Origin of the sequence: Streptomyces sp. NPDC050856 (genome assembly GCF_040653855.1) — a bacterium.
Lineage (GTDB): Bacteria > Actinomycetota > Actinomycetes > Streptomycetales > Streptomycetaceae > Streptomyces.
The window spans coordinates 243,301-267,467 of record NZ_JBFAGV010000003.1 but is presented as its reverse complement, the minus strand read 5'-3'; the positions used below and the strand labels follow the sequence as shown (position 1 = coordinate 267,467).

The 24,167-nt window shown below is 73.3% G+C and carries 21 protein-coding genes and 1 pseudogene; 14 read left to right on the top strand and 8 right to left on the bottom strand.

Annotated elements, in window-relative coordinates:
* Positions 1-94: 94 nt before the first annotated feature.
* Positions 95-1,921 (top strand): acyl-CoA dehydrogenase, encoded by a 1,827-nt coding sequence (locus AB0H53_RS04605; RefSeq protein ID WP_362107049.1) that lies wholly within the window; start codon positions 95-97, stop codon positions 1,919-1,921.
* 73 nt (positions 1,922-1,994) lie between these two features.
* Here AB0H53_RS04605 and AB0H53_RS04600 read toward each other — a convergent pair whose 3' ends face one another.
* On the bottom strand, positions 1,995-2,429 hold the full coding sequence (locus tag AB0H53_RS04600; RefSeq protein WP_362107046.1) for a DUF6083 domain-containing protein: 435 nt from the start codon (positions 2,427-2,429) through the stop codon (positions 1,995-1,997).
* 100 nt (positions 2,430-2,529) lie between these two features.
* On the opposite strand from AB0H53_RS04600, the gene AB0H53_RS04595 reads away from it, so the two are divergent.
* From AB0H53_RS04595 to AB0H53_RS04555, 9 genes and pseudogenes are all read left to right on the top strand, one after another.
* Positions 2,530-3,834 (top strand): M18 family aminopeptidase, encoded by a 1,305-nt coding sequence (locus AB0H53_RS04595; RefSeq protein ID WP_362107043.1) that lies wholly within the window; start codon positions 2,530-2,532, stop codon positions 3,832-3,834.
* A 116-nt stretch (positions 3,835-3,950) separates the two neighbouring features.
* A complete protein-coding gene (locus AB0H53_RS04590) occupies positions 3,951-5,531 on the top strand; it encodes a hypothetical protein (RefSeq protein WP_362107041.1) in 1,581 nt (526 codons plus the stop codon).
* Between the two features lie 68 nt (positions 5,532-5,599).
* Complete coding sequence (locus AB0H53_RS04585; RefSeq protein WP_362107038.1) at positions 5,600-5,824, top strand: DUF6458 family protein; 225 nt, start codon at positions 5,600-5,602, stop codon at positions 5,822-5,824.
* Positions 5,825-5,891: 67 nt separating this feature from the next.
* Positions 5,892-6,263 carry a hypothetical protein gene (locus tag AB0H53_RS04580; RefSeq protein ID WP_362107035.1) on the top strand — a complete coding sequence of 124 codons (372 nt, stop codon included), beginning with the start codon at positions 5,892-5,894 and terminating at the stop codon, positions 6,261-6,263.
* Positions 6,264-6,386: 123 nt separating this feature from the next.
* Positions 6,387-9,464 (top strand): CHAT domain-containing protein, encoded by a 3,078-nt coding sequence (locus AB0H53_RS04575; protein WP_362107032.1) that lies wholly within the window; start codon positions 6,387-6,389, stop codon positions 9,462-9,464.
* Positions 9,465-9,526: 62 nt separating this feature from the next.
* Positions 9,527-9,895 (top strand): hypothetical protein, encoded by a 369-nt coding sequence (locus AB0H53_RS04570; RefSeq protein ID WP_362107029.1) that lies wholly within the window; start codon positions 9,527-9,529, stop codon positions 9,893-9,895.
* A 3-nt stretch (positions 9,896-9,898) separates the two neighbouring features.
* Complete coding sequence (locus tag AB0H53_RS04565) at positions 9,899-10,801, top strand: hypothetical protein (protein WP_362107026.1); 903 nt, start codon at positions 9,899-9,901, stop codon at positions 10,799-10,801.
* 98 nt (positions 10,802-10,899) lie between these two features.
* Positions 10,900-11,418 (top strand): DUF1203 domain-containing protein, encoded by a 519-nt coding sequence (locus AB0H53_RS04560; protein WP_362107023.1) that lies wholly within the window; start codon positions 10,900-10,902, stop codon positions 11,416-11,418.
* Positions 11,406-11,519: pseudogene (locus AB0H53_RS04555) on the top strand (DUF4287 domain-containing protein); the annotation flags it as partial. The gene AB0H53_RS04560 and the pseudogene AB0H53_RS04555, both read left to right, overlap by 13 nt.
* Positions 11,520-11,642: 123 nt before the next feature.
* Here the strand turns inward: AB0H53_RS04555 and AB0H53_RS04550 are convergent.
* On the bottom strand, positions 11,643-13,484 hold the full coding sequence (locus AB0H53_RS04550; RefSeq protein WP_362107020.1) for an NHL domain-containing thioredoxin family protein: 1,842 nt from the start codon (positions 13,482-13,484) through the stop codon (positions 11,643-11,645).
* A 165-nt stretch (positions 13,485-13,649) separates the two neighbouring features.
* On the opposite strand from AB0H53_RS04550, the gene AB0H53_RS04545 reads away from it, so the two are divergent.
* On the top strand, positions 13,650-14,156 hold the full coding sequence (locus tag AB0H53_RS04545; protein ID WP_362107017.1) for an LURP-one-related family protein: 507 nt from the start codon (positions 13,650-13,652) through the stop codon (positions 14,154-14,156).
* Positions 14,157-14,184: 28 nt separating this feature from the next.
* Here AB0H53_RS04545 and AB0H53_RS04540 read toward each other — a convergent pair whose 3' ends face one another.
* The gene (locus tag AB0H53_RS04540; RefSeq protein ID WP_362107015.1) at positions 14,185-15,003 is read right to left on the bottom strand and encodes a carbon-nitrogen family hydrolase; all 819 of its coding nucleotides are present in this window, start codon (positions 15,001-15,003) and stop codon (positions 14,185-14,187) included.
* Positions 15,004-15,140: 137 nt separating this feature from the next.
* On the opposite strand from AB0H53_RS04540, the gene AB0H53_RS04535 reads away from it, so the two are divergent.
* Positions 15,141-15,965: a maleylpyruvate isomerase family mycothiol-dependent enzyme gene (locus AB0H53_RS04535; protein WP_362107012.1), complete on the top strand. Its 825-nt coding sequence runs from the start codon at positions 15,141-15,143 to the stop codon at positions 15,963-15,965.
* A 21-nt stretch (positions 15,966-15,986) separates the two neighbouring features.
* Here AB0H53_RS04535 and AB0H53_RS04530 read toward each other — a convergent pair whose 3' ends face one another.
* The 5 genes from AB0H53_RS04530 to pdhA all read right to left on the bottom strand — a co-directional run bounded on the left by AB0H53_RS04530 (position 15,987) and on the right by pdhA (position 21,778).
* A complete protein-coding gene (locus tag AB0H53_RS04530) occupies positions 15,987-17,306 on the bottom strand; it encodes an MFS transporter (RefSeq protein ID WP_362107009.1) in 1,320 nt (439 codons plus the stop codon).
* Positions 17,303-17,944, bottom strand: coding sequence for a GntR family transcriptional regulator (locus tag AB0H53_RS04525; RefSeq protein WP_362107007.1), 642 nt, complete (start codon positions 17,942-17,944; stop codon positions 17,303-17,305). The genes AB0H53_RS04530 and AB0H53_RS04525 overlap by 4 nt, the downstream gene beginning before the upstream one ends.
* Positions 17,945-18,210: 266 nt before the next feature.
* Positions 18,211-19,623, bottom strand: coding sequence for a dihydrolipoamide acetyltransferase family protein (locus AB0H53_RS04520; RefSeq protein ID WP_362107004.1), 1,413 nt, complete (start codon positions 19,621-19,623; stop codon positions 18,211-18,213).
* Positions 19,624-19,637: 14 nt separating this feature from the next.
* On the bottom strand, positions 19,638-20,618 hold the full coding sequence (locus AB0H53_RS04515; RefSeq protein WP_362107001.1) for an alpha-ketoacid dehydrogenase subunit beta: 981 nt from the start codon (positions 20,616-20,618) through the stop codon (positions 19,638-19,640).
* Positions 20,619-20,620: 2 nt separating this feature from the next.
* Complete coding sequence (pdhA, locus tag AB0H53_RS04510; RefSeq protein WP_362106998.1) at positions 20,621-21,778, bottom strand: pyruvate dehydrogenase (acetyl-transferring) E1 component subunit alpha; 1,158 nt, start codon at positions 21,776-21,778, stop codon at positions 20,621-20,623.
* Positions 21,779-22,133: 355 nt separating this feature from the next.
* On the opposite strand from pdhA, the gene AB0H53_RS04505 reads away from it, so the two are divergent.
* Together AB0H53_RS04505 and AB0H53_RS04500 are read left to right on the top strand one after the other, a co-directional pair.
* On the top strand, positions 22,134-22,793 hold the full coding sequence (locus AB0H53_RS04505; RefSeq protein WP_362106995.1) for a response regulator transcription factor: 660 nt from the start codon (positions 22,134-22,136) through the stop codon (positions 22,791-22,793).
* 329 nt (positions 22,794-23,122) lie between these two features.
* On the top strand, positions 23,123-24,142 hold the full coding sequence (locus AB0H53_RS04500) for a phosphotransferase (RefSeq protein ID WP_362106992.1): 1,020 nt from the start codon (positions 23,123-23,125) through the stop codon (positions 24,140-24,142).
* Positions 24,143-24,167 lie beyond the last annotated feature (25 nt).

The following is a 24,167-nucleotide window of genomic DNA, read 5'->3' as shown; positions in this document are numbered from 1 at the left end:
GGTTGCTCTTATTACCCACGGGTAGCATCATCGTAGCTACTAGCTGGTACGTGTAAGAGGATTCTGCCTCCCCGAGCCTTACGGAGCCGTCGCCATGGGGCACTACAAGTCGAATCTCCGCGACATCGAGTTCAACCTCTTCGAGGTTCTCGGGCGCGACAAGGTGTACGGCACCGGTCCGTTCGAGGAGATGGACGTCGAGACCGCCAAGAGCGTGCTGGACGAGATGCGCCGTCTCGCCGAGAACGACTTCGCCGAGTCCTTCGCGGACGCCGACCGCAACCCGCCGGTCTTCGACCCCGAGACCAACACCGCGCCCGTCCCCGCGAGCTTCAAGAAGTCCTACCAGGCCTTCATGGACTCCGAGTACTGGCGCCTGGGTCTGCCGGAGGAGATCGGCGGCACCACCTCGCCGCGCTCGCTGATCTGGGCGTACGCCGAGCTGATCCTGGGCTCGAACCCGGCGGTGTGGATGTACTCCTCCGGCCCGGCCTTCGCCGGCATCCTCTTCGAGGAGGGCAACGAGGCACAGAAGAAGGTCGCCTCGATCGCCGTCGAGAAGCAGTGGGGCTCCACCATGGTCCTCACCGAGCCGGACGCCGGCTCGGACGTGGGCGCGGGCCGCACCAAGGCCGTGCAGCAGGAGGACGGCTCCTGGCACATCGAGGGCGTGAAGCGGTTCATCACGTCCGGCGAGCACGACATGTCGGAGAACATCCTCCACTACGTGCTGGCCCGCCCCGAGGGTGCCGGTCCGGGCACCAAGGGCCTGTCGCTGTTCCTGGTGCCGAAGTACCACTTCGACTGGGAGACCGGCGAGCTGGGCGAGCGCAACGGCGTCTACGCCACCAACGTCGAGCACAAGATGGGCCTCAAGGCGTCCAACACGTGCGAGATGACCTTCGGCGACAAGCACCCCGCCAAGGGCTGGCTGATCGGCGACAAGCACGACGGCATCCGCCAGATGTTCCGCATCATCGAGTTCGCCCGGATGATGGTCGGCACGAAGGCCATCGCCACCCTGTCGACCGGCTACCTGAACGCGCTGGAGTACGCCAAGGAGCGCGTGCAGGGCCCCGACCTGGCGAACTTCATGGACAAGACCGCGCCGAAGGTCACCATCACGCACCACCCCGACGTGCGCCGCTCGCTGATGACACAGAAGGCGTACGCCGAGGGCATGCGCGCCCTGGTCATGTACACCGCCGCCCTCCAGGACGAGATCCAGATCAAGGAGGCGGCGGGCGAGGACGCCAAGGCGCTGATCGGCCTGAACGACCTGCTTCTGCCGATCGTGAAGGGCTACGGCTCCGAGAAGTCCTACGAGCAGCTCGCGCAGTCGCTCCAGACGTTCGGCGGCTCCGGGTACCTCCAGGAGTACCCGATCGAGCAGTACATCCGGGACGCCAAGATCGACACCCTCTACGAGGGCACCACGGCGATCCAGGGCCAGGACTTCTTCTTCCGGAAGATCGTCCGCGACCAGGGCGCCTCGCTGAACGCGCTGGCCGAGGAGATCAAGAAGTTCCTCGCGGTCGGCCCCGGCGGCGAGGAGCTGGCCCCGGCCCGCGACGCGCTCGCCAAGGCGGCCGTGGACCTGGAGGGCATCGTCGGCGCGATGCTGACCGACCTCACCGCCACCGGCGAGGACGTCAAGAACATCTACAAGGTGGGCCTCAACAGCACCCGCCTGCTGATGGCCTCCGGAGACGTGGTCGTCGGCTACCTGCTGCTGCGCGGCGCCGCCGTGGCCGCCGAGAAGCTGGAGACCGCGTCCGCCAAGGACAAGGTCTTCTACCAGGGCAAGATCGCGGCCGCGAAGTTCTTCGCCGCCAACATCCTGCCGGGCGTCTCCACCGAGCGGCTGATCGCCGAGTCGGTCGACAACTCCCTGATGGAGCTGGACGAGGCCTCCTTCTGATCGCGGCACCGCTTCGGCGCGGCCCGTTCCCGGCGACTGCCGGGGGCGGGCCGTCGCCGTTTCCCGGCCCGGGTCACCGCCCCGGACGGGCCGCGCACACCGAGAAGTGGCTGACCCGGCACCGGTCGGAGGGCACCGCGCCGCGCGGGTTCACCGCGGTGCCGTCCCCGGCGATGTACCAGCGCTCGCCCCGGGGCACACCGGCGGCGGGGCGCTCGCCCGGCTCGATGGCCACCCACCGGCCGCCCGCCGTGCGGTGCCACCGCGCCCCGGCGCCGCAGTGCCGGCAGGTCATGGGGGAGCCGGTGCGCGGGGGCGGCACCGGCCCGTGGGCCCGCAGCGCGGCGGCGGTCACCGGCAGGATGTCGCCCAGGCGCACCGGGTCCCGCTCCGGGGTACCGGTCGCCGCGGTGGCGCAGGCAGCGCACAGCGGCATGCCGAGCGGGGCGCTCCACTCGGCGCCGGGGGCCTCGCACGCGGCACAGGCGGGCGTGATCGTCGTGGTCACCAGTGCACCTCCGGTCACGGTCGGCGGACTCGTTCGATACTCCCAGCCACCACTGACAATCGGCCCGGGTGCGCCCGGGCGGCAACCGTAAGGTGAAGGCATGAGCAGCTCAACCGCCCGCTTCGACCGCGGCCACACCGATGACTTGATGACCTTCCTGGCGGCCTCCCCGTCGCCGTACCACGCCGTGGCGAACGCCGCCGAGCGGCTGGAGAAGGCCGGCTTCCGGCAGGTCGAGGAGACCGCCGCCTGGGACGGGACGAGCGGCGGCAAGTACGTGCTGCGGGGCGGCGCGATGATCGCCTGGTACGTGCCGGAGGGCGCCGAGGCGCACACCCCGTTCCGGATCGTGGGGGCCCACACCGACTCCCCCAACCTGCGGGTCAAGCCCAGGCCCGACATCGGCGCCCACGGCTGGCGCCAGGTGGCCGTCGAGACGTACGGCGGGACCCTGCTCAACACCTGGCTCGACCGCGACCTGGGGCTGGCCGGGCGGCTGACCCTGCGCGACGGCAGCCACCGGCTGGTCGACGTGGACCGGCCGTTGCTGCGGGTGCCGCAGCTCGCCATCCACCTGGACCGGCAGGCCAACGAGGGCCTCAAGCTGGACCGCCAGCGGCACATGCAGCCGATCTGGGGGCTGGGCGACGACGTCCACGAGGGCGACCTGATCCGGTTCGTCGCCGAGGAGACGGGCGTGCCCGCCGACGACGTGGCCGGCTGGGACCTGATGGTGCACGCCATCGAGCCGCCCGCCTACCTGGGCCGGGACCGGGAGCTGCTGGCCGGCCCCCGGATGGACAACCTGCTGTCCGTGCACGCGGGCGTGGCGGCCCTCGCCGCCGTGGCGTCCGGCGCCGAGGCGGACGGCCGGGGCGGCATCCCCGTACTCGCCGCCTTCGACCACGAGGAGAACGGCTCCGAGTCCGACACCGGCGCCCAGGGCCCCCTCCTCGGCACCGTGCTGGAACGATCCGTCTTCGCCCGCGGCGGCAGCTACGAGGACCGGGCCCGTGCCTTCGCCGGTACCGTCTGCCTCTCCTCCGACACGGGGCACGCCGTCCACCCCAACTACGCGGAACGGCACGACCCGACGCACCACCCGCGCGCCAACGGCGGCCCCATCCTCAAGGTCAACGTCAACCAGCGGTACGCCACCGACGGCAGCGGCCGGGCCGTGTTCGCGGCGGCGTGCGAGGAGGCGGGCGTGCCGTGGCAGACGTTCGTGTCCAACAACGACATGCCGTGCGGCACCACGATCGGCCCGATCACCGCCGCCCGGCACGGCATCACCACCGTGGACATCGGCGTGGCGATCCTGTCCATGCACAGCGCCCGTGAACTGTGCGGCGCCGACGACCCCTACCTGCTGGCGAACGCGCTGGTGGCGTTCCTGGCCGGCTGACCGCCCGGCGCCCCGGTCGGGGTCCGCGCCCCGGTCCGCACTAAGATCACGACCGGGGCGCGGCACACGACCACTTCCATCCTTCGCACGCGCCCCTCGGTCCTTGGGGGGACACCGTGAAGCGACGCCTTGCCCTCGCCCTGTCCACATCCGTGGTCCTGGGCACCCTCGCGGTACCCGGTACCGCCTTCGCCGACGCGGGACCGACGGCCCTGCGCGTATCGGGGCACGAGCACCGGCTCGGCCACCTCTTCGTCGACGACCTGAAGGCCGACAGCGAGGTGACGGGCATCAGCGCCGCCGTCCACCCGCAGGGCGACGACGCGGCCGTCGGGACCGTCCAGAACTTCCAGCTCGCCTCGGGCGACCAGCGCACGGGTGACTGGATCACCACGGACGAGGTGCGGCTGCCCGCCGCCGGACAGTACGCCGTGGACCTCGTCGTGGAGGAGGCCGACGGCGACCGCACGACGCTGCGGAACGCCGGGACGTACGACTACACGGCCAAGCGGTACTTCGCGGAGTTCGGTGTCGACCGGCCGAACCCGACGATCGAGGAAATGAAGATCACCGCCGGCGGGCGGCTCCTCGAATGGCAGCCGGTCACCCACGAGCGCCGGCCCGTCGCCGACTCGTCCGTGTCGATCGACAACGGGTCCTACACGGAGCGTGTCACGACGGACGCGGACGGCCGGTTCTCCGACTGGTTCATCGCGGACCAGCGGCCCGCCCAGGTCCGGGCGCGCCACCAGAGCGTCTTCAGCGAGACCGTCCAGGTCACGCCCAAGGGCGTCCCCGCGCGGCTCCGGCTCGACAAGGCCGAGCACAGCGGCAGGTACGGCGCGCCCGTCACCATCAGCGGCACGGTCGAGTACGAGACCGGCGGCACCTGGAAGCCGGCCCACTACGCCGACGTCACACTGGTCGACGCGAAGGGCGCCTACGGCGGCGGCGGGGCGAGCACCCGCGACGACGGCCGCTTCAGCTTCGACACGACCTTCCCCGCCGTGGGCAGCGTCCGGCGGCTGGAGGTGACGTACGGCGGCTGGTTCTCCAACAAGCCCTCCCTGCCGGTCACCTTCCGCACCACCGCCACCAGCGGCTTCGGCGGGTTCACCGCCGAGCTCGGCCTCTTCTCCGACCTCACGGTCAGCGGCTGGCTGGACGTGAACGGCGCGACACCGCCGTACCGCGACATCGACATCCAGGTGTCCAAGAACGGCAAGGACGGCTGGACGAAGCTCAAGACGATACGGACGACCAGCAGCGTCTTCCTCGCGACCTTCCCCGCGCCGGCCTCCGGTCACTACCGCGCGGTCTACTCCGGCTCCGCGACCATAGCCCCGTCGACCAGCCCGGTGATCCGCGCGAGCCGCACCGAGACCCGGATCGCCGCCTACAAGGTCACGCCCACCGTGGTGCGCAAGGGCGGCCAGCTCACCGCCACGGGCACCCTCCAGCACCGCGTCGGCACGGTGTGGAAGGCGTACGGCGCCCAGCCGGTGCGGCTCTACTACACGCCCAAGAGCCGTCCCAAGGAGTCGTACTTCATCGCCCAGGTGAAGACCGCCGCCAACGGCACCTTCAAGAAGGCGTACAAGGAGCGCGGCGACGGCACCTACTTCGTCAAGTTCCAGGACCCGGACGCCACGCACATCGGCAGCCCGGCCGCCAAGGTCGTCGTCGACGTCAAGTGACCCTCACTGCTTAGGCGTTCCGGGGCCGGGTACCCGGAACGCCTAAAGCTGATGAGGAGGCGGGAATCATGGGCCTGGGAGGCTGCATCATTCTCATAGGGGTGGGGGCGATCCTCACCTTCGCTACCGACTGGGAGGCCAAGGGCGTCAACCTCGACCTGGTGGGGTTGATCCTGATGGCGGTCGGCATCATCGGCGTCGCGACGTTCACGAGCATCGCCAGGCGCCGCAGGGCCGTCGTGTCTCCGGTCGCGCCGACCGTGGTGGACCCGGGTGACGAACGGCGCTACTGAGCACACCGGTTGACGCCGTGAGGCACGGCAACATCGGCGAAACGACCGGCCTGACACCGTGTCGGGCATGGTTTCGCTCGGACGACACACGGCCCTCGCCCACCACCGGGGGCCGGCCCGCCGGGCCCTGCTCGTCGTCGTGACCACCGCCGTGGTGGTCTGCCTCACCGGTGCCGGCCTGCTGATCCGCGCCTACGGCGAAAGCCCGCCCTGGGCCGCCGACATCGCCTACGAGTCGGGCTACCTCCTGGGCAAGCGCGTCCACCAGTACGACCCGGGCGGCCGACGGGTGCGGGAACTGCTCGACGGCGGCTGCGCGCGCATGGAGGCCGAGGGCCTGGGCGGCCGCAACGCCGCCCACGATCCGGTGATGTGGGTGTCCGGCTGCCTCGACGGGGCCGCCGGCCGCCCCTCCCGGCACCAAGGGCTGGCATATTAGCGGCACTTGGTGCCGCACCGGCGCTTCTCCACATCTTTTCCGGTTCGGCCCCCGCCCGGCCCCACCCCCTCGGTACCGTGGTGCCCCACCGCTGCGGGGGCGGTGCACCGGGGGGTGAGGGCCATGGGCGGACTGCGCCCGGAGTTCCGCGCCGCCGTCGCACAGGCGATGGACGCGCCGGACGACGCGACGCCGTTCCTGTCCGAATCGGCCGAGGCCGTACTGGGGCGGGGCGTGCAGTACAACATGGCACAGCTCGTGTACGACACGCGTGAGCGGCTGACGCCCCACCGGGCGGGCGGGCCGGACGCGGTCGACATCGAGACCGCTTACCTGGCCGCCTGCTACCACCTCGCGCGCTGCCGGCACCTGCCGGAGCAGGACAGGACCTGGGACCACCACGCGGCCGTCTTCCTCTTCGCGGTGGTGCACGCGCTGCGCCCCGGCGCCGTCCCCCGCGCCCTGCGCGAGGCCTTCGCCGACAACCCGCCGCGGGTGCAACCGGCGTTCGAGATCGTCCACGCCGTGGGCGCCGCGCTGTTCTTCGCGGGCGCGTCCGCCGAGGACGCGACCGGAGTGGCCCTGGCCACGGTCCTGCTGACCTGGGCCCGGGAGGAAGCCCGGGGCGACGCGTCCGAGCCGGCCGTCACCTTCAACCTCGGCTCGGCGCTGACCACCCTGGCCGGCCTGCCCGGCAACGGCCTCGAACCGGGGCGGACCAGGGCCGCCGGCCTGCACTTCATGCGCGAGGCGGTCACGGCCCTCCCGGCCGGCGACCCCAGACGGCGGGAGATGCTGCACAGCCTGATCAGGGCACAGGCCGAGGCACCGCAGGACCCGCCCGACGAGGGCAGCACGCTCGCCGAACTCACCCAGTACACGCGGGACGGCGACCTGGCCCGCCTCGACGCCCTCATCGGCCGGCTCCGTTCGGCTGTCGACGCGGCCACGGCCGGTGACTCCGAGCGCGCCCACCACCGGGTATCGCTGGGCCAGGTCCTGCGCATGCGCTTCGAGATGGCGGGAGAGCTGGCCGACCTCGACAGCTCGATCACGGAACTCACCGAGGTCCTCGCCGAACCGCTCGGCGACGCCGCCCGGGCCACCGCCCTGTCCTTCCTCGGCCTCGCCCACCTCGACCGGTACGTCACCTCCAAGGACCCCGCCGACCTGGAAGCGGCCACCACGGCCGCCCGCCGGGCCTGCGCCGTCGACCACCCCGCCTCCCCCGCGCACCCCCAGCACCTCACCAACCTGGCCGCCGTCCTCACCGCCCGGTACGACGCCCACGGGGACGTGACCGAACTGGACGAGGCGGTGCACCACCTGGAGTACGCCGCGGCGGCCACCCCGTCCTCCCAGCACGACCGCCCCGTGATGCTGATCAAGTGGGCGGTCGCGCTGCGGCAACGCGGCACCCGCACCGGCGACGACGCCGACCTGGACGCGGCCGAGAAGCTGCTCAGGCAGGTGGCGGGGAAGCCCTCGGACACCGGGCCCAACCAGCAGCTCGCCCGGATGGAGCTGGGCCACCTCCTGCAGACGCGTGACCGCAGGACCCGGGGCGCGCGGCTCGATCAGGTCGAGGCCGCCCGGCAGTACCGCGCCACCGCGCTCGCCGCCACCCAGGACGTGCGCACCCGGCTGCACTGCGCCGCCCTGTGGGGCTTCATCTCCGCCACGCTCGGCGCCACCGAACAGGCGCGCACCGCCTTCGGCGTGGCACTCACCGACCTGCTGCCCAAACTCACCGCCCCGGCGCTGGGCAGGCAGTCGCAGGAGACGCGCCTGCGCGAAGTGCCGTCCCTGGCCAACGTCGCCGCCGCCGTGGAGATCGGGGCGGGCCGCCCCCGCGAGGCCCTGGTCCGGCTGGAGCAGGGCCGGGGCGTCCTCCTGGCACAGGCGCTGCGCCTGCGCCGCCGGCACGACGACCTGGCCGCCGCGTCCCAGGAACTCGCCGACCGCTACGAGCGGGTCCGCACGGAGCTGCTGGCCCGGCAGCGCGGCCCCGAGCAGCGCAGGGAGGCGGCGGCGGAGTTCGACCGGGTCGTCGCGGAGATCCGCGGGCTGCCCGGATTCGACGGATTCCACCGGCCGCCGGACTGGGCACGGCTGCGGGCGGCCGCCGAGCACGGGCCCGTCGCCGTCATCAACGTGTCCCCGCTGCGCTGCGACGCCCTGCTGCTGCGCCGCCGCTCCGGCGGCGTCGTGGTCGAGGTGCTGCCGCTGCCCGGCGTCACGGCCGAGGAGACCGGCCGCCGGGCCGACGCCTTCCACACGGCGGTGGCCGGGCTGACGAGACCGGGAGGCACGGGCGGTGAGAGGTACGCGCACGACCGGGAGCTGAAGCGCACGCTGCGCTGGCTCGGTGAGCGGATCGTGGGCCCGGTCCTCACCCGCCTGGGCCTGGACCGGCCGGTGGCACCCGGCGAGCCCGTGCCCAGGCTGTGGTGGTGCCCGACCGGTGTGCTCTCCCTGCTGCCCCTGCACGCCGCCGTGCTGGACGGCGGCTCCCGCACCGCCCCGGTGTACACCCACGACCGGGTCGTGTCCTCCTACGTCCCCACGCTCGGCTCGCTGCTGCACGCCCGCGACACACCCGCTCCCGGGGCCGGCCGGACCTCCCTGGCCGCCGTCGGTGTGGACGCCGGCGACACCTACCCCCGGCTGACCGCCCTGACGGACGAGCTGGCCGCCACGGCCGGCCTCCCCGGCCCCAGGACCGAGCTGCGGGACGCCCGGGCCACGCCCGACGCGGTCCTGGCCGCGCTGCGCGCGCACACCCACGCCCACCTGGCCTGCCACGGCGTACGGGACGCCACCGACCCCTCGCGCGGCCGGCTGCTCCTCCACGGCGGCGACCTGACCCTGCGCGAGCTGGCGGCCGAACAGCCGCGCGACGCCGAGTTCGCCTACCTGTCGGCCTGCCACAGCGCCGCTCCCGGCGAGGAGCTGGCCGACGAGGTCATCTCCCTGGCCTCCGCCTTCCAGCTCTGCGGCTACCGGCACGTGATCGGCAGCCTGTGGACGGTCGAGGACGCGATGGGCCCGCCCCTCGCCCGTGAGGTCTACCGGCTGCTCGGCGCACCGGACACCCCCGGCCCCGCGCACGCCCTGCACCGGGCGCTCGGGGCGCTCCGCGAACACCCCCGCTACGCCGAGCCGCTGTTCTGGGCGTCGGTCGTGCACAGCGGGCCGTAGCCACCGACCGGGCCGCCGGGCGGACGGCACCGGGGCCCGCGGACAGCACCGAGGAGGACACGATGGACGACCGGGAAAGACGCGCCGGGCTCTGCTCGGCGCTGCCCTGGCTGATGGAGGACCTGGCGGAGGAGGACGGCGCGCTCGCCGGGCTCCGCACCGCCGTGGAGGCCGTCCTCGCCGGAACTCCCGTACTGCGGGCGGTCGAGGGACTGGACATCCCGGCACACGTGCTCGACGGAGTGGGCCCGGTACGCGGCGACGAGCCCGGGGACATGGTCTTCGACGCGGTGCCGCGCGCCGAGGGCGAGTCGTACCGCTGCCCGGACGGCTGGTGCAGCCTGAACGAGGTCCGCGCGCCCGGCGGCGAGCTGCCCGCCGGGGGCCGCTGCTGGCTGCGCGACCGGCCACTGCGCGTGGTCGAGGCCTGAGCCGTGGCCCCGCTCCTCGACAGCCTCGGCCAGAAGCTGGCCGAGAAATGGCTGTCCGCCCTGGCCGCACCCGGTCTGCTCTTCGTCGCGGCGGTGGTCTGCGGGGCGGTGCTGGGACACGGGGAAGCGCTCGACGGAGCCGCCCTGCTGGAGCGGACGGGCCGCTGGACGGCGAGGACGGCCCGGTGGTCCACCGTGGGCCAGATCGCCGCCGTCGCGGCGGTCGTCCTCGCCTCCGTGGCGGCCGGAACCTTCGTACGGACCTGCGCCAGGGGGGCCGAACGGATCTGGACGGGCGACTGGCCGTCCCTGGCCGGGCCGCTGGCGGACCGGCTGACCACCCGGCGGCGCGGACGCTGGAGGGCCGTCCAGAGCGACATCGCCCGCCTGCGCCGCGCGACCCCCGCGCACCGCCGCACCACGCGACAGCGGCAGGCCATCGACGGACTCACCGCCCGCCGCGACGCGATCGCGCCGGCCGAGCCGAGCCGCCCCACCGCCACCGGTGACCGGATCGGCGCGGCGGAGACCCGTCTGCGCCACCAGTACGGCATCGACCTCGCGTCCTGCTGGCCACGGCTGTGGCTGGTGCTCCCGGACGACGTCAGGACCGAACTGCGCGCCTCGCGCGCCCGCTTCGACGCGGCGCTGGCCGGCTCGGTGTGGGCCTGCTGCTACGCCGTGCTCGGCTGCTTCTGGTGGCCGGCCGCGGTGGGCGCCGCGGTGACCGGGCTGGTGGCCTGGCGCCGTGGCCGGCTCGTCGGAGCGGCCCACGCCGAGCTGCTGGAGTCCACCGTCGACGTCCACCTCAGGCGGCTGGCGGAGGAACTGGGCCTGGGCGCCCCCGGCCCCGCCGACCTCCGGCTGGGCACCGCCGTCAACCGCGTCGCCCGCAAGGGCGCGTGAGGCCCGGCGGCCCCGCACGGCCCGCCCCGCCCGCCCCGGCCGGGTACGGGTCCGAAATCCGCCGGTGGGCGACCGGGCGGGTCGGCGACGCTGGGCGCATGACCACGTACACCCCTCTGCCCATCCCCCCCGACGCCCTGCGGGAACTGCGCCGCACCGATGACGCCGGACGCCCGGCGCGGCCCTTCACCGCGCGGGCGGACGGTGCGCCGACCGACTCCGTGGGCAGCCCGCTGCGCTGCTGCCTGCGGTCCGTCCAGCCGGGCGAGCGGATCGCCCTCGTCTCCTACGCGCCGTTGCGGCGCTGGGCCGCGGCGACCGGGGCGGAGCCGGGCGCGTACGACGAGACCGGACCGGTCTTCGTGCACGCCGACCGCTGCCCGGCGCCCTGGACCGGCCCCGGCTACCCCTTCGCCCGTCCCGGCGCGCTGCGCGCCGCCCGCCGCTACGACAGCGCCGGCCGCATCGTGGGCGGCCGGCTCTTCGAGATACCCGAGGACGCCGGGGCCGGCTTCGACCGGATCATCGGCGAGGCGTTCGCCGACCCGGCGGTGGCCCTGGTGCACATCCGGGCCGTGGAGTACGGCTGCTTCCACTTCGAGGTGCGGCGCCCATGAGGCGGGCGCACATGGAGCTCGTCACCTGCCCCAAGTCGGAACACGGCCCGGGCCACGGCCACGCCGACGCGCTGGTCGCCCACACCCTCGCGGAGAGGTGAGCGCCCCGGGATCCGGCCGCCCGGCCGGATCCCCGCTCCCGGACCCGGACCCGGGCCCCCCGGCGTGGGCGGCCGGACCCGGCCCCGGCGTGGGGGGCCGAGGCCGGAAACCCCGGTCCGGCTCTACTCGTCCATTCCGGCCAGGATCAGCGGGAGGCGGGAGACGCCGTCCGGCGTGACCCGCACCGGTACCCCCCAGTCCTGCTGGTGCACATGGCAGGCCGGGTACTCGTTGGCGGGGTCGTCGTCACAGGAGGCGGCCATCGCCGACACGTGCAGGACGCCCTCGGTCACCTCCGGGGCGAGCGTCAGTTCGCGCGAGAGGTCCGTGCCGGTGCCCTCGCCCCCGCTGAGCAGCTCGGGCGGGGTGGCCGACACCAGCAGCCGCGTCGAGGGCCCGTACCGGTCGTCCAGCTTCTGGCCCGCCGGGGCACGGAACACCACGTCCAGGCGCAGGGTGCCCGGCGCGATCCCGGTCGCCTCACGCCGGGTGCGGTGCGCGACGGCCTCCACCTGGACGGCCTCCTCGGGCAGCCGCAGCCGGGTCAGCCGGTGCCGGGCGGACTCCACGACCACGATGTCCTCGCCGGCCAGCACCGCGCCGCTCGGTTCGCGCAGGTCCGTGGCCAGCGTGGTGACCTCGCAGCTCGCCGGGTCGAAGCGCCGCAGGGCGTGGTTGTACGTGTCCGAGACGGCGACCGAGCCGTCGGGCAGCGCGGTGACGCCCAGCGGGTGCTGGAAGAGCGCCTGGCCGGCCTCCCCGTCACGGTGGCCGAAGTCGAACAGGCCGGTGCCGACGGCCGTGCGCACGGTGTCCTCGGTGTCGACCCAGCGCAGCGAGCTGGTCTCGGAGTCGGCGACCCACAGCCGGTCGCCGGCCGCCGCCAGCCCGGACGGCTGGGCGAACCACGCCTCGGCGGCGGGCCCGTCGACCAGACCCTCGTTGGTGGTACCGGCGGCCACCCGGACGGTGCCCGCCTCCGGGTCGTAGGCCCAGAGCTGGTGGACGCCCGCCATGGCGATCCACACCTCGCCCCGCCACCAGGCGACGTCCCACGGCGACGACAGGGCCACCTCGCGGGCGGGCCCGGCGGTGGGGGAGCCCTGCCACCACTGCGCCCCGGTCCCGGCGACCGTCGCCGTCACCCCGGTGGACAGGTCCAGCACCCGCAGCGCGTGGTTGACCGTGTCGGCCACGACCACCCGCCCGTCGGGCAGGAGGCACAGCCCCTGCGGCTCGTTGAACCGCGCCTCGCCCGCCGCGCCGTCGGCGAGGCCGCGCTCGCCGGAGCCGTACCGCCGCACGACGCTCTCGCCGTCCGCCGCGAGCTCCACGATCTGGTGGCGGGTGGTGTCCGAGACCAGGAAGTGGCCGCCGTCCAGTGCCAGCGCCTTGCCGGGGAAGCGCAGATGCGTGGCGACCGGCTCGGGCGGCACGTAGGGCCCGTCGCCGCGGCGCAATGTGCCCTTGGCCTCGTGCTCGGCCTCCAGCTCCGCCACCAGCGTCTCGATGGCCCTGGCGTGTCCCTCGCCCGCGTGCTGGGCGACGACGTACCCCTCGGGGTCGATCACCACGAGCGTGGGCCAGGCCCGTACGGCGTACTGCTTCCAGGTGGCGAGGTCGGGGTCGTCGAGGACCGGGTGGTGCACCTCGTACCGTTCGACGGCGTCGACGACGGCCTGGTGGTCGGCCTCGTGGACGAACTTCGGCGAGTGCACGCCGACGATCACGAGCGTGTCCCGGTGCCTCTCCTCCAGCTCCCGCAGCTCGTCCAGGACGTGCAGGCAGTTGATGCAGCAGAAGGTCCAGAAATCCAGGATCACCGTGCGACCTCGCAGGTCGGCGAGGGTGAGTTCCTTCCCTCCGGTGTTCAGCCAGCCACCCTTGCCGATCAGCTCGGGGGCACGGACACGGGCACGTCGGGGCGCGGGCGCGGGGGTGGGCGCCGGGGCGGCATCGTTCATGCTTCAAGCTTGCCATCCGCCCGTGAACGGCCGGTCACGGCCGTACGACGCCGGCGGCCTCCACCGGCGGGGCACCGCCCCTGCCGCTCGGCCCGCGGGTCCGGACGCGTGAGGGCGTGGCCGCACACCCATCCCACCCCGTCGGCGTGGGTAGGCATTCCCGGTATGAGATACCTCGTACGCGACAAGATCTTCGCCATCGGTGACGACTACTGGATCGAGGACGAGAACGGCTGGCACGCCTTCCTGGTGGACGGCAAGGCGCTGCGGCTGCGCGACACCCTGGAGCTCAAGGATCCGGCCGGCCGGGTGCTGGTCACGCTGCGCGCGAAGGTGTTCAGCCTGCGTGACGCGATGACCCTGGAGCGGGACGGCGGGACGCTGGCCACGATCCGCCGCAAACGGCTGTCGCTGCTGCGCAACCACTACCGGGTCACCCTGGCCGACGGCGTGGAGCTGGATGTCAGCGGACGGATCCTGGACCGGGAGTTCATCGTGGAGCGCGACGGTGAGCCGCTGGCCCGCATCTCCCGGAAGTGGCTGTCGCTGCGGGACACCTACGCGGTGGACGTGATCCGCGACGACGCGGGTACGGGCGCCGATCCGGCCGCCGGTACGGCGCTGCTGATCGCGGTGGCGGTGTGCGTGGTCCGGATGGCGGAGAAGGACTGACCGTCCCGGGGGGCGGGCGGGTGGTGCCTCAGCGGCGCGCGGACGGGGCGGGGACGCCCAGCCGCCGGTCCTTCAGGGCCGGGAACCGCTCGCGCGTCGCCGCGACCCTGGCCGGGTCCAGTTCCACCGTGAGGATCTCCTCGCCCGTGCCCGCCTCCGCGAGCACCTCGCCCCACGGGTCCACCACGACGCTGTGCCCGGCCTGTTCCACTCCCGCGTGCGTTCCGCCGGTGCCGCACGCCAGGACGTACGCCTGGTTCTCCACCGCCCGCGCGCGGGTCAGCAGCGACCAGTGCTCGCGGCGGCGGGCCGGCCACCCGGCCGGGACGACGAACGCCAGGGCGCCGGCGTCCACCAGGCCCCGGAACTGCTCGGGGAAGCGCAGGTCGTAGCAGGTGGCGACACCGAACGGCAGGTCCGGCAGCGGTACGGTGACCAGCTCGTGGCCGGCCGCCATCATGACCGCCTCGCCCGTGTCGAAACCGAAGCGGTGGATCTTGCGGTACGTACGGACCAGCTCGCCGTCCGGGGAGAACACCAGCGAGGTGTTGTACAGGGCGTCCGCGTCCCCGGGGGAGCCGGCCGCGGCCCGCTCGACGATGGAACCGGCGTGCAGCCAGACGCCCGCGTCGCCCGCCGCCTCGGCCATCGCCCGGCACGTGGGGCCGTCCACCGGCTCGGCCTCGGCGGCGAAGGAGTCGTGGGCGAAGGCCCCCACCGTCCAGAGTTCCGGCAGCACCACCAGGTCCGCGCCGCGCTGCCCGCGCACCATGGAGGCGACGCGCCGGCGGCGGGAGGGGACCGCTTCGTCCGGGTCTACCGCGATCTGGAGGAGCGAGGCGCGCACACTACCACCGTCCTGGCATTCGGGCCGTCAACTCGGGCCTACGATCGTCACACGAAAGCACTGCCGGGGTGCCTCACGGCAGCGTAACTTAACTGCCACAGCACCCAGCCCGCGTACCACACCGTCCGAGGGGTCCCGTGACCGTCCATCCCAGCCTCCAGCCTTACGCCGATGCCTGGACCCACTCCATCGAAGCGATATCCGAGCTGGTGCAGCCGCTTGTCGAGGGCGAGTGGAACCGGCGTACGCCCTGCCCCGGCTGGTCGGTGCGCGACATCGTGTCGCACATCATCGGCATGGAGTGCGAGATGCTCGGCGACCCGCGGCCGATCCACTCGCTGCCCCGGGACCTGTTCCACGTCCGCGGCGACTTCGCGCGGTACATGGAGATGCAGGTCGACGTGCGGCGCCACCACACCGGCCCCGAGATGACCGCCGAGCTGGAGTACACGCTGATCCGCCGTGCCCGCCAGTTGCGCAACGAGAACCGCTCCCCCGACACCCTGATCCGCGCCCCGCTGGGCGCCGAGCAGACCCTGGAACTGGCCTACCGGATGCGGGCGTTCGACGTCTGGGTGCACGAGCAGGACCTGCGCGCCGCGCTGGGCAAGCCGGGCAACCTGGACTCCCCCGGCGCCTATGTGGCCCGGGACAACTTCCTGGCGGTACTGCCCAAGGTGGTCGCCAAGGACGCGGGCGCCCCGCCCAACTCGGCGGTCGTCTTCGACATCCACGGCCCGGTCGAGTTCCTGCGCACCGTCCGGGTCGACGCCGGTGGCCGGGGCACGGTCGACGGCGCCCCCTCGCTCGGTCCCGCGGCGACGATCGCCATGGACTGGGAGACCTATGTGCGGCTGGCCTGCGGCCGGGTGAAGCCGGCGGCCGTGGCGGACCGGGTCAAGACGGAGGGCGACACCGTGCTGGCCGACGCGATCCTGGCGCACTTCGCGGTCACCCCCTGAAGTGACCGGCGTGCCACCGGCTCAGGCGGGGACGTGCACCGCCTCCACCCGGCTGGCGACCAGCCGTTCCCGTTCCCGGCGGGCCGTGCGGGCCCGCAGCCGCAGGATCTGGGTGACGCCCAGTGCCTGGAGGACGAAGACCGAGGCGAACGCGGTCCGGTAGTCGTCACCGGTCGCGTCCAGCAGCACGCCGATCGCCAGCAGGATGGCCATCGACGCGGTGAAGCCGCCGATGTTGACGATCCCCGAGGCCGTCCCCTGCCGCTCCGGCGGGTTGGCGGGCCGGGCGAAGTCGAATCCGATCATCGACGCCGGCCCGCAGGCGCCGAGCACCACGCACAGGGTGGCCAGCAGCCACATCGGGACGTGCCCGGCCGGCAGGGAGATGGTGGCCGCCCACGCCGCCGCCGTCGCGCCGACCGTGCCGAGGGCCAGCGGGGTCCGGGCGGCGTGGTGCCGGGCGATGATCTGCCCGTAGGCCAGGCCGACCACCATGTTGGAGAGCACCACCAGCGTCAGCAGCCCGCCCGCCGTGCTCCGCGACAGCCCCTGTGCCTCGACGAGGAAGGGCAGCCCCCACAGCAGCAGGAACACCATGGCCGGGAACTGGGTGGTGAAGTGGACCCACATGCCGAGCCGGGTGCCCGGCTCCCGCCACGACTCGGCGATCTGGCGGCGGACGAAGGCGGCTCCGGCGTGCCGGGCGGGGGCCGGTTCGCAACCCTCGGGGTGGTCCTTCAGGAAGAGCAGGAGCGGTACGAGCACCAGGACTCCGGCCGCCGCGCTGCCCGCGAAGGTGGCCGTCCAGCCCAGCCCGTCGAGCAGCCGTGCGACGACCATGGTGGAGACCAGGTTGCCGGCCACCCCGAACAGCGCCGCGATCTGCGTGATCATCGGTCCGCGCCGGGCCGGGAACCAGCGTGCGCCGAGCCGCAGCACGGAGATGAACGTCATGGCGTCACCGCACCCGAGCAGTGCCCGGGAGGCCAGTGCCGTGCCGTACGAGGGGGAGAGCCCGAAGCCGAGCTGGCCCACGGTGAACAGCACCACGCCGAGGGTCAGCACCTTCTTGGTGCCGAGCCGGTCGACCATCAGGCCGACGGGTATCTGCATGCCCGCGTAGACCAGCAGCTGGAGTATGGAGAACGTGGACAGCGCGGAGGCGTTGACGCCGAAGCGGTCGGCGGCGTCGAGGCCGGCCACGCCCAGGGACGTACGGAAGATGACGGCGACGAAGTAGACGGCGACGCCGACGCCCCAGACGAGGACGGCCCGCCTGCCGCCGGCGGGGGTGTCCCCACCGGTGGCGGGGCGGGGGTCCGGCGGGGAGGGGGAGCTCACCGGTCCTCACCCCGCACCAGCACCTTGACGCGGCTGATGTGGCGGCGCACGCACTGGGCGGCGCGCTCGGCGTCGCCGGCGCGGACGGCGGCCAGGATCTCGGCGTGCTCCGCGATGTTCTTGGCGACGCGGTCGGGGTGGGCCTCCATCACCGCGACGCCCATGCGCAGTTGGCGGTCGCGCATCTGGTCGTAGAGCCTGGCCAGGATGGTGTTGCCGGCGTTGCTGACGATCGCGGCGTGGAAGCTCCGGTCGGTGACGGCGACCGCGGCCAGGTCCCCGGCGGCGGCGCGCCGGCGCTGCTCCGCCACCAGCTCCTCGAGGCGGGTGATCAGCGCGGCGGAGGCGGGCACGGCCCTGCGGACGGCGAACTCCTCGACCAGCAGCCGGGTTTCCACCACGTCGGCGATCTCCTGCGCGGAGACGGCGAGGACCAGGGCGCCCTTCTTGGGGTAAAGCTTCAGCAGCCCTTCCATCTCCAGCTTCAGCAGCGCCTCGCGCACGGGGGTCCGCGACACCCCGACGGCCTCGGCGAGTTCGCCCTCGGTCAGCAGGGTCCCGCCCTCGTAGCGGCGGTCCAGGACCGCCTGTTTGACGTGGGTGTAGACGCGGTGGGCGGCAGGCGGGGCGGAAGGCATGCGCACAGGATAGATACAACAAGGGCGCGGGCGCGGGACGCGTCCACATCGCGGAACGCCCGGGTCGCCCTGTCCGGTGCCCCGGACCTGCTCCCCCGGCTGCCGCTGCCGCCGAGCGCGCTGGAGCACACCCTGGTGGCCGCGCCGGTGGCCGCCGCCGCCCCCGGCACTGGGCTCGCCGGCCGTCCGGGAGACCCGGGCCCGGCCGCCGCGAAGGGGCGGTTCCCCGGGCCCGCGCCCCGGGAACCGCCCCTCTCGGCGGGCCGTCAGGCCCAGGTGATCAGCCGCTTGGGCTGCTCCAGGATCGCGGCCAGGTCGGCCAGCACCTTGGAGCCCAGCTCGCCGTCGACCAGGCGGTGGTCGAAGGAGAGCGCCAGCGTGGTGACGTGGCGCGGCTTGACCTTGCCCTTGTGGACCCACGGCTGGAGCTTGATCGCCCCGACCGCGAGGATCGCGGACTCGCCCGGGTTGAGGATGGGCGTGCCGGTGTCGACGCCGAAGACACCGACGTTGGTGATGGTCACCGTGCCGCCCTGCATGGCCGCCGGGGTGGTTTTGCCCTCGCGGGCGGTGGCCACCAGCTCGGCGAGCGCGGCGGCCAGCTCGGGCAGGGTCTTGGCGTGCGCGTCCTTGATGTTCGGCACGATCAGACCGCGCGGGGTGGCCGCCGCGATGCCCAGGTTCACGTAGTGCTTGAGCACGATCTCCTGGGCGGCCTCGTCCCAGGAGGCGTTGATCCCGGGGTTGCGCCGGATCGCGACGAGCAGGGCCTTGGCGACCAGGAGCAGCGGGTTGATCCGCAGCCCGGCCATGTCCTTGTCGGCCTTCAGCTCCTCGACCAGCCTCATCGTGCGGGTGACGTCGACCGTGACGAACTCGGTGACGTGCGGCGCGGTGAAGGCCGACCCGACCATGGCCGCGGCGGTGGCCTTGCGTACGCCCTTGATCGGGACGCGGGTCTCGCGGGCGTCGCCCGCCACCGGGGCGGCAGCCACCGGCTGCGCCTGGGCGGCCGGGGCGGAGGCCGCCGGAGCCGGCGCGGCGGCGGCGTGGACGTCCTCGCGGGTGATGATCCCGTCGGGGCCGGTCGGGGTGACCGACGCCAGGTCGACGCCCAGGTCCTTGGCCAGTTTGCGCACGGGCGGCTTGGCGAGCGGCCGGTCCGCCCCGGCGGTGCCGGAGTGGCCGTTCAGCTCGCTCTGGACGGCGGCGGCGGCCTGCCCGGCGGCCTGGTCCCGGCCCGTGCCGCCCTTGCGCGGGCGGCGCTTGGTGGACGCCTCGGAGACGCCGTACCCGACGAGGACCGGCTGGCGGCCGGCCGGCTCGGCGGGAGCCGCCGAGCCGGCGGAGTCCTTGGCGGCCGGCTCCTCGGCGGCGGGCTGCGCGGTCTGCGGCTGGGCGGCGTCGGCCGGGCCGGAGCCCGGGTCCACGTCGACCGAGATGATCACCTCACCGACGTCGACCGTGGTGCCCTCGGGGAAGCGCAGCTCGTGCACCACCCCGTCGTAAGGGATCGGCAGCTCGACGGCCGCCTTGGCGGTCTCCACCTCGCAGACGACCTGCCCGTCGGTGACGGTGTCACCGGGCTGGACGTACCACTTGAGGATCTCCGCCTCGGTGAGTCCCTCGCCCACGTCGGGCATCTTGAATTCGCGGAAGCGAGAAGCGGCGGTAGTCATGGTCACGGCACTCCTCAGTACGCCAGCGAGCGGTCGACGGCGTCGAGCACCCTGTCGAGACCCGGCAGGTATTCCTCTTCCAGCCGGGCCGGCGGATACGGCGCGTGGTAGCCGCCCACCCGCAGGACCGGCGCCTCCAGGTGGTAGAAGCACCGCTCGGTGATACGGGCGGCGATCTCCGCGCCGGAGCCGTGGAAGACCGGCGCCTCGTGCACGACGACCAGCCGGCGGGTCTTCTCGACCGATCGCTGGACGCTGTCGAAGTCGATCGGGGACACCGAGCGCAGGTCCAGGACCTCCACCGACTTGCCCTCCTCCTGGGCGGCCGCGGCGGCCTCCAGGCAGACCTTGACCATCGGCCCGTAGGCCACCAGCGTCAGGTCGGTGCCGTCCCGTACCGTGCGGGCCTTGTGCAGCTCGCCGGGGATGGCGTCGGTGTCGACCTCGCCCTTGTCCCAGTAGCGGCGCTTCGGCTCGAAGAAGATCACCGGGTCGTCGCTCTGGATGGCCTGCTGGAGCATCCAGTAGGCGTCGGACGCCGTGGACGGCGAGACCACCTTCAGGCCGGCGACGTGCGCGAACAGCGCCTCCGGCGACTCGCTGTGGTGCTCGACGGCGCCGATGCCGCCGCCGTAGGGGATGCGGATGACGACCGGCAGCTTGATCTTGCCGAGCGCGCGGGCGTGCATCTTGGCGAGCTGGGTGACGATCTGGTCGTAGGCGGGGAAGACGAAGCCGTCGAACTGGATCTCCACCACCGGCCGGTAGCCGCGCAGCGCCAGGCCGATCGCCGTGCCGACGATGCCCGACTCGGCGAGCGGGGTGTCGATGACCCGCTCCTCGCCGAAGTCCTTCTGCAGCCCGTCCGTGACCCGGAAGACGCCGCCGAGCTTGCCGACGTCCTCGCCCATGATCAGGACCTTGGGGTCGGTCTCCAGGGCCTTGCGCAGCGACTCGTTGAGCGCCTTGGCGAGCGGGAGTTTCTGTACAGCCATGGTTACTTGACCTCGCCATCCGCGAACGACGCCTGGTAGGCGGCGAACTGCGCGCGCTCCTCGTCGACGAGCGCGTGCCCGTCGGCGTAGACATTCTCGAAGATCGCCAGGTGGTCGGGGTCGGGCATGGACCGCACCGCCTCACGGACGCGCTTGCCCAGCGTCTCGCTCTCCGCCTCCAGCGCCTCGAAGTAGGCGGCGTCGGCGTGCCCCTGCTTCTCCAGGTAGGTGCGCAGGCGCAGGATCGGGTCCTTGGCCTCCCACGCCTCCCGCTCCTCGTCCGCCCGGTACTTGGTCGGGTCGTCGGAGGTGGTGTGCGCGCCCATCCGGTAGGTGAACGCCTCCACCAGCGTCGGGCCCTCGCCCCGGCGGGCCCGCTCCAGGGCGGACCGGGTGACGGCCAGGCAGGCGAGGACGTCGTTGCCGTCGACGCGGATGCCGGGGAAGCCGTAGCCCTGGGCGCGCTGGTAGAGCGGGACACGGGTCTGGCGCTCGGTCGGCTCGCTGATCGCCCACTGGTTGTTCTGGCAGAAGAACACGACCGGGGCGTTGTAGACGGCCGAGAACGTGAACGACTCGGCCACGTCGCCCTGGCTGGACGCGCCGTCGCCGAAGTACGCGATGACCGCGCTGTCGGCACCGTCCTTGGCGACGCCCATGGCGTAGCCCGTGGCGTGCAGCGTCTGCGACCCGATGACGATCGTGTACAGGTGGAAATTGTTGCTGTTGGGGTCCCAGCCACCGTGGTTCACGCCACGGAACATTCCGAGCAGATTGGCCGGGTCGACGCCCCGGCACCAGGCCACGCCGTGCTCGCGGTACGTGGGGAACACGTAGTCGTCGTCGCGCAGGGCCCGGCCTGAGCCGATCTGCGCGGCCTCCTGGCCCAGCAGCGACGCCCACAGGCCCAGCTCGCCCTGGCGCTGCAGGGAGGTGGCCTCGGCGTCGAAGCGGCGGGTCAGCACCATGTCGCGGTACAGACCGCGCAGCTCGTCGGGGCTGAGGTCGATGTCGTACTCCGGGTGCTGGACGCGCTCGCCCTCGGGCGTCAGCAACTGTACGAGCTGGGGCTCGGAACTCTGTGGCTTCCCTGCGCCTGCGCTGCGCTTGGTGCCACTGCTGCGTCGCGTCTTGCGCGCGGCAGTGCTTTCCACGGTCACGTGCGTGCTCCTCCGTCTGTCCGGCCCCCGGGGTCCGCCGGGAGCTGGGGGTCCCCCCTGCTCGTCGGAGCGTGGGGGGCGCGGCTCGCCTGTCTCCGTACGTGTGCACGGGGTGGGTGCCCTCGGCCGGGAACAGGCGTGACAGGTGCCCCGGCGAGCGCCCTGTCAAAGGCACGTTACCCAGTGCTCCACATTACTGCGAAACCCCACTTGACCTGCGATTTTGCTTGGATTTCCAAGTAAATCGAGAAATGCGGGAACAAGCACTGGTCACAGCCTTGTGGGCCGCCGGAACACGGGCACGTTATCCCGCTCACCCCGGGCACGGGAAGAGTTCGTGTGTGAGACTGCTTCCGTGCGCGAAGATGGAAAAATCACGGTATTTCTACTCGATGACCACGAAGTCGTCCGGCGCGGCGTCCACGAGATGCTGTCCGTCGAGGGCGACATCGAGGTGGTCGGCGAAGCCGGCACGGCGGCGGACGCCCTGGTCAGGATCCCCGCGACCCGTCCCGACGTGGCGGTGCTGGACGTCCGGCTGCCGGACGGCAGCGGCGTGGAGGTGTGCCGGGAAATCCGTTCCCGCGACGAGGACATCAAATGCCTGATGCTGACCTCGTTCGCCGATGACGAGGCCCTCTTCGACGCCATCATGGCCGGGGCCTCCGGCTATGTCCTCAAGGCCATCCGGGGCAACGAGCTGCTGACGGCGGTGCGGGACGTGGCGGCCGGCAGGTCGCTGCTGGACCCGGTGGCCACCGCGCGCGTACTGGAGCGGCTGCGGGACGGCAACGGGCCCAGGCGCGACGACAGACTCGCCTCCCTGACCGAGCAGGAGCGCAGGATCCTGGACCTGATCGGCGAGGGGCTGACCAACCGGGCCATCGGCGAGCGGCTGCACCTCGCCGAGAAGACCATCAAGAACTACGTCTCCAGCCTGCTGGCCAAGCTCGGCATGGAGCGCCGCTCCCAGGCGGCGGCCTACGTCGCCCGCCTCCAGGCCGAACGCCGGTGAGACGGCGCTGGACGGCGCTGGACGGCGCCCGGCACGACCGGGCGGGCGCCGGGGCGCCCCAGCGGCCGGTGGGACCGGTACGCCGGCAGCGGCCGGCGACCGGGCGCCGGGACGATGACGCGGCGGCCGGCGGGCAGGCCCGGGACGGTGACGCGCCCCTGCGGGGGCGGGAGCTGCTCGGCCCCGGGCCCCGGCACGCCGGCGGGGAGCCCCCACGACCCGGCGCTCCCGGGGCCGGACCGCGCTGCGTCACCGGGCATACTGTCCACTCCTTGGACTATTCCACCGAGCGACTTTTTCACCACGCTGAGTGATCTAACATCTGCTGAGTGCCGCGCTCATCTGCAACACCCGTCCCACCCGTGAGTGCGCTGCTGCGCCGTTACGACGACCCGGGCGAGCCCCTTTCCTGCGTACCCGTCACCCAGGGCCTGCTCAACCGCGGCTACCGCCTCGCCACCACCCGGGGCGCCTACTTCCTGAAACAGCACCTGGACGCCCCCACCGCCGACCGCGACACCATCGTGCGCCAGCACCGCGCCACCCAGCGCCTGCACGGCCTGGGCGTCCCCGTCGCCCCGCCGCTGCCCGACAGCGAGGGCCGGACCGTCGCCGAGATCGACGGCCGGTGCTACGCACTGCACCCCTGGGTCGAGGGCCGGCACCGGGGCGGCGCCCAGCTCACCACGGCCGGCTCCCGGCGGCTGGGTGCCCTGCTCGGCCTGGTCCACACCGGTCTGGAGCAGGTGATGGAGCCGCCCGGCCGGGCGGACGGGGAACACGGGAGCGCCGACCCGGACGAGACGTTCCGGGTGATCGACCGGTTGCTGGCCCTGGTGCGCGGGCGGCACCTGCGGGACTCCTTCGACATGCTGGCCGAGCACCGGCTGCTGGAGCGGCGCCGGCTGCTGGCCGACCACACCCACCGCCGTCCGCCGCCCGCCGGCGCGGGCGGCTGGGTGCACGGGGACTTCCACCCGCTGAACCTGCTCTACCGGGGCGCGGAGCCGGCCGCGATCGTCGACTGGGACCGGCTGGGCGTCCAGCCGAGGGCGGAGGAGGCGGTACGGGCCGCGGTGATCTTCTTCGTCCAGCCGGCGGGCGGGCTGGAGCTGGCGAAGGTACGGGCGTACGCGCGGGCGTACCGCCGCGCGGCGGGCGCCGACGCGGCGGAGCTGGCGGCGGCGGTGCACCGGGTGTGGTGGGAGCGGCTCAACGACTTCTGGATACTGCGCTGGCGCTACCAGCGGCACGACCGCAGGGCCGACCCGCAGTTTCCCGCGGCGTCGGCCCTGGCGGTGTGGTGGACCCGGGAGTACGAGGCGGTGCGGGACGCCTTCACCGGCTGATGCCCGGCCGGCTGCCCGGCGCCCC

Coding starts and splice junctions, on each gene's coding strand:
- AB0H53_RS04605 (WP_362107049.1), top strand. CDS start 95: ATGGGGCACTACAAGTCGAATCTCCGCGACATCGAGTTCAACCTCTTC.
- AB0H53_RS04595 (WP_362107043.1), top strand. CDS start 2,530: ATGAGCAGCTCAACCGCCCGCTTCGACCGCGGCCACACCGATGACTTG.
- AB0H53_RS04585 (WP_362107038.1), top strand. CDS start 5,600: ATGGGCCTGGGAGGCTGCATCATTCTCATAGGGGTGGGGGCGATCCTC.
- AB0H53_RS04580 (WP_362107035.1), top strand. CDS start 5,892: ATGGTTTCGCTCGGACGACACACGGCCCTCGCCCACCACCGGGGGCCG.
- AB0H53_RS04575 (WP_362107032.1), top strand. CDS start 6,387: ATGGGCGGACTGCGCCCGGAGTTCCGCGCCGCCGTCGCACAGGCGATG.
- AB0H53_RS04570 (WP_362107029.1), top strand. CDS start 9,527: ATGGACGACCGGGAAAGACGCGCCGGGCTCTGCTCGGCGCTGCCCTGG.
- AB0H53_RS04560 (WP_362107023.1), top strand. CDS start 10,900: ATGACCACGTACACCCCTCTGCCCATCCCCCCCGACGCCCTGCGGGAA.
- AB0H53_RS04550 (WP_362107020.1), bottom strand. CDS start 13,484: ATGAACGATGCCGCCCCGGCGCCCACCCCCGCGCCCGCGCCCCGACGT.
- AB0H53_RS04545 (WP_362107017.1), top strand. CDS start 13,650: ATGAGATACCTCGTACGCGACAAGATCTTCGCCATCGGTGACGACTAC.
- AB0H53_RS04525 (WP_362107007.1), bottom strand. CDS start 17,944: ATGCCTTCCGCCCCGCCTGCCGCCCACCGCGTCTACACCCACGTCAAA.
- AB0H53_RS04520 (WP_362107004.1), bottom strand. CDS start 19,623: ATGACTACCGCCGCTTCTCGCTTCCGCGAATTCAAGATGCCCGACGTG.
- AB0H53_RS04515 (WP_362107001.1), bottom strand. CDS start 20,618: ATGGCTGTACAGAAACTCCCGCTCGCCAAGGCGCTCAACGAGTCGCTG.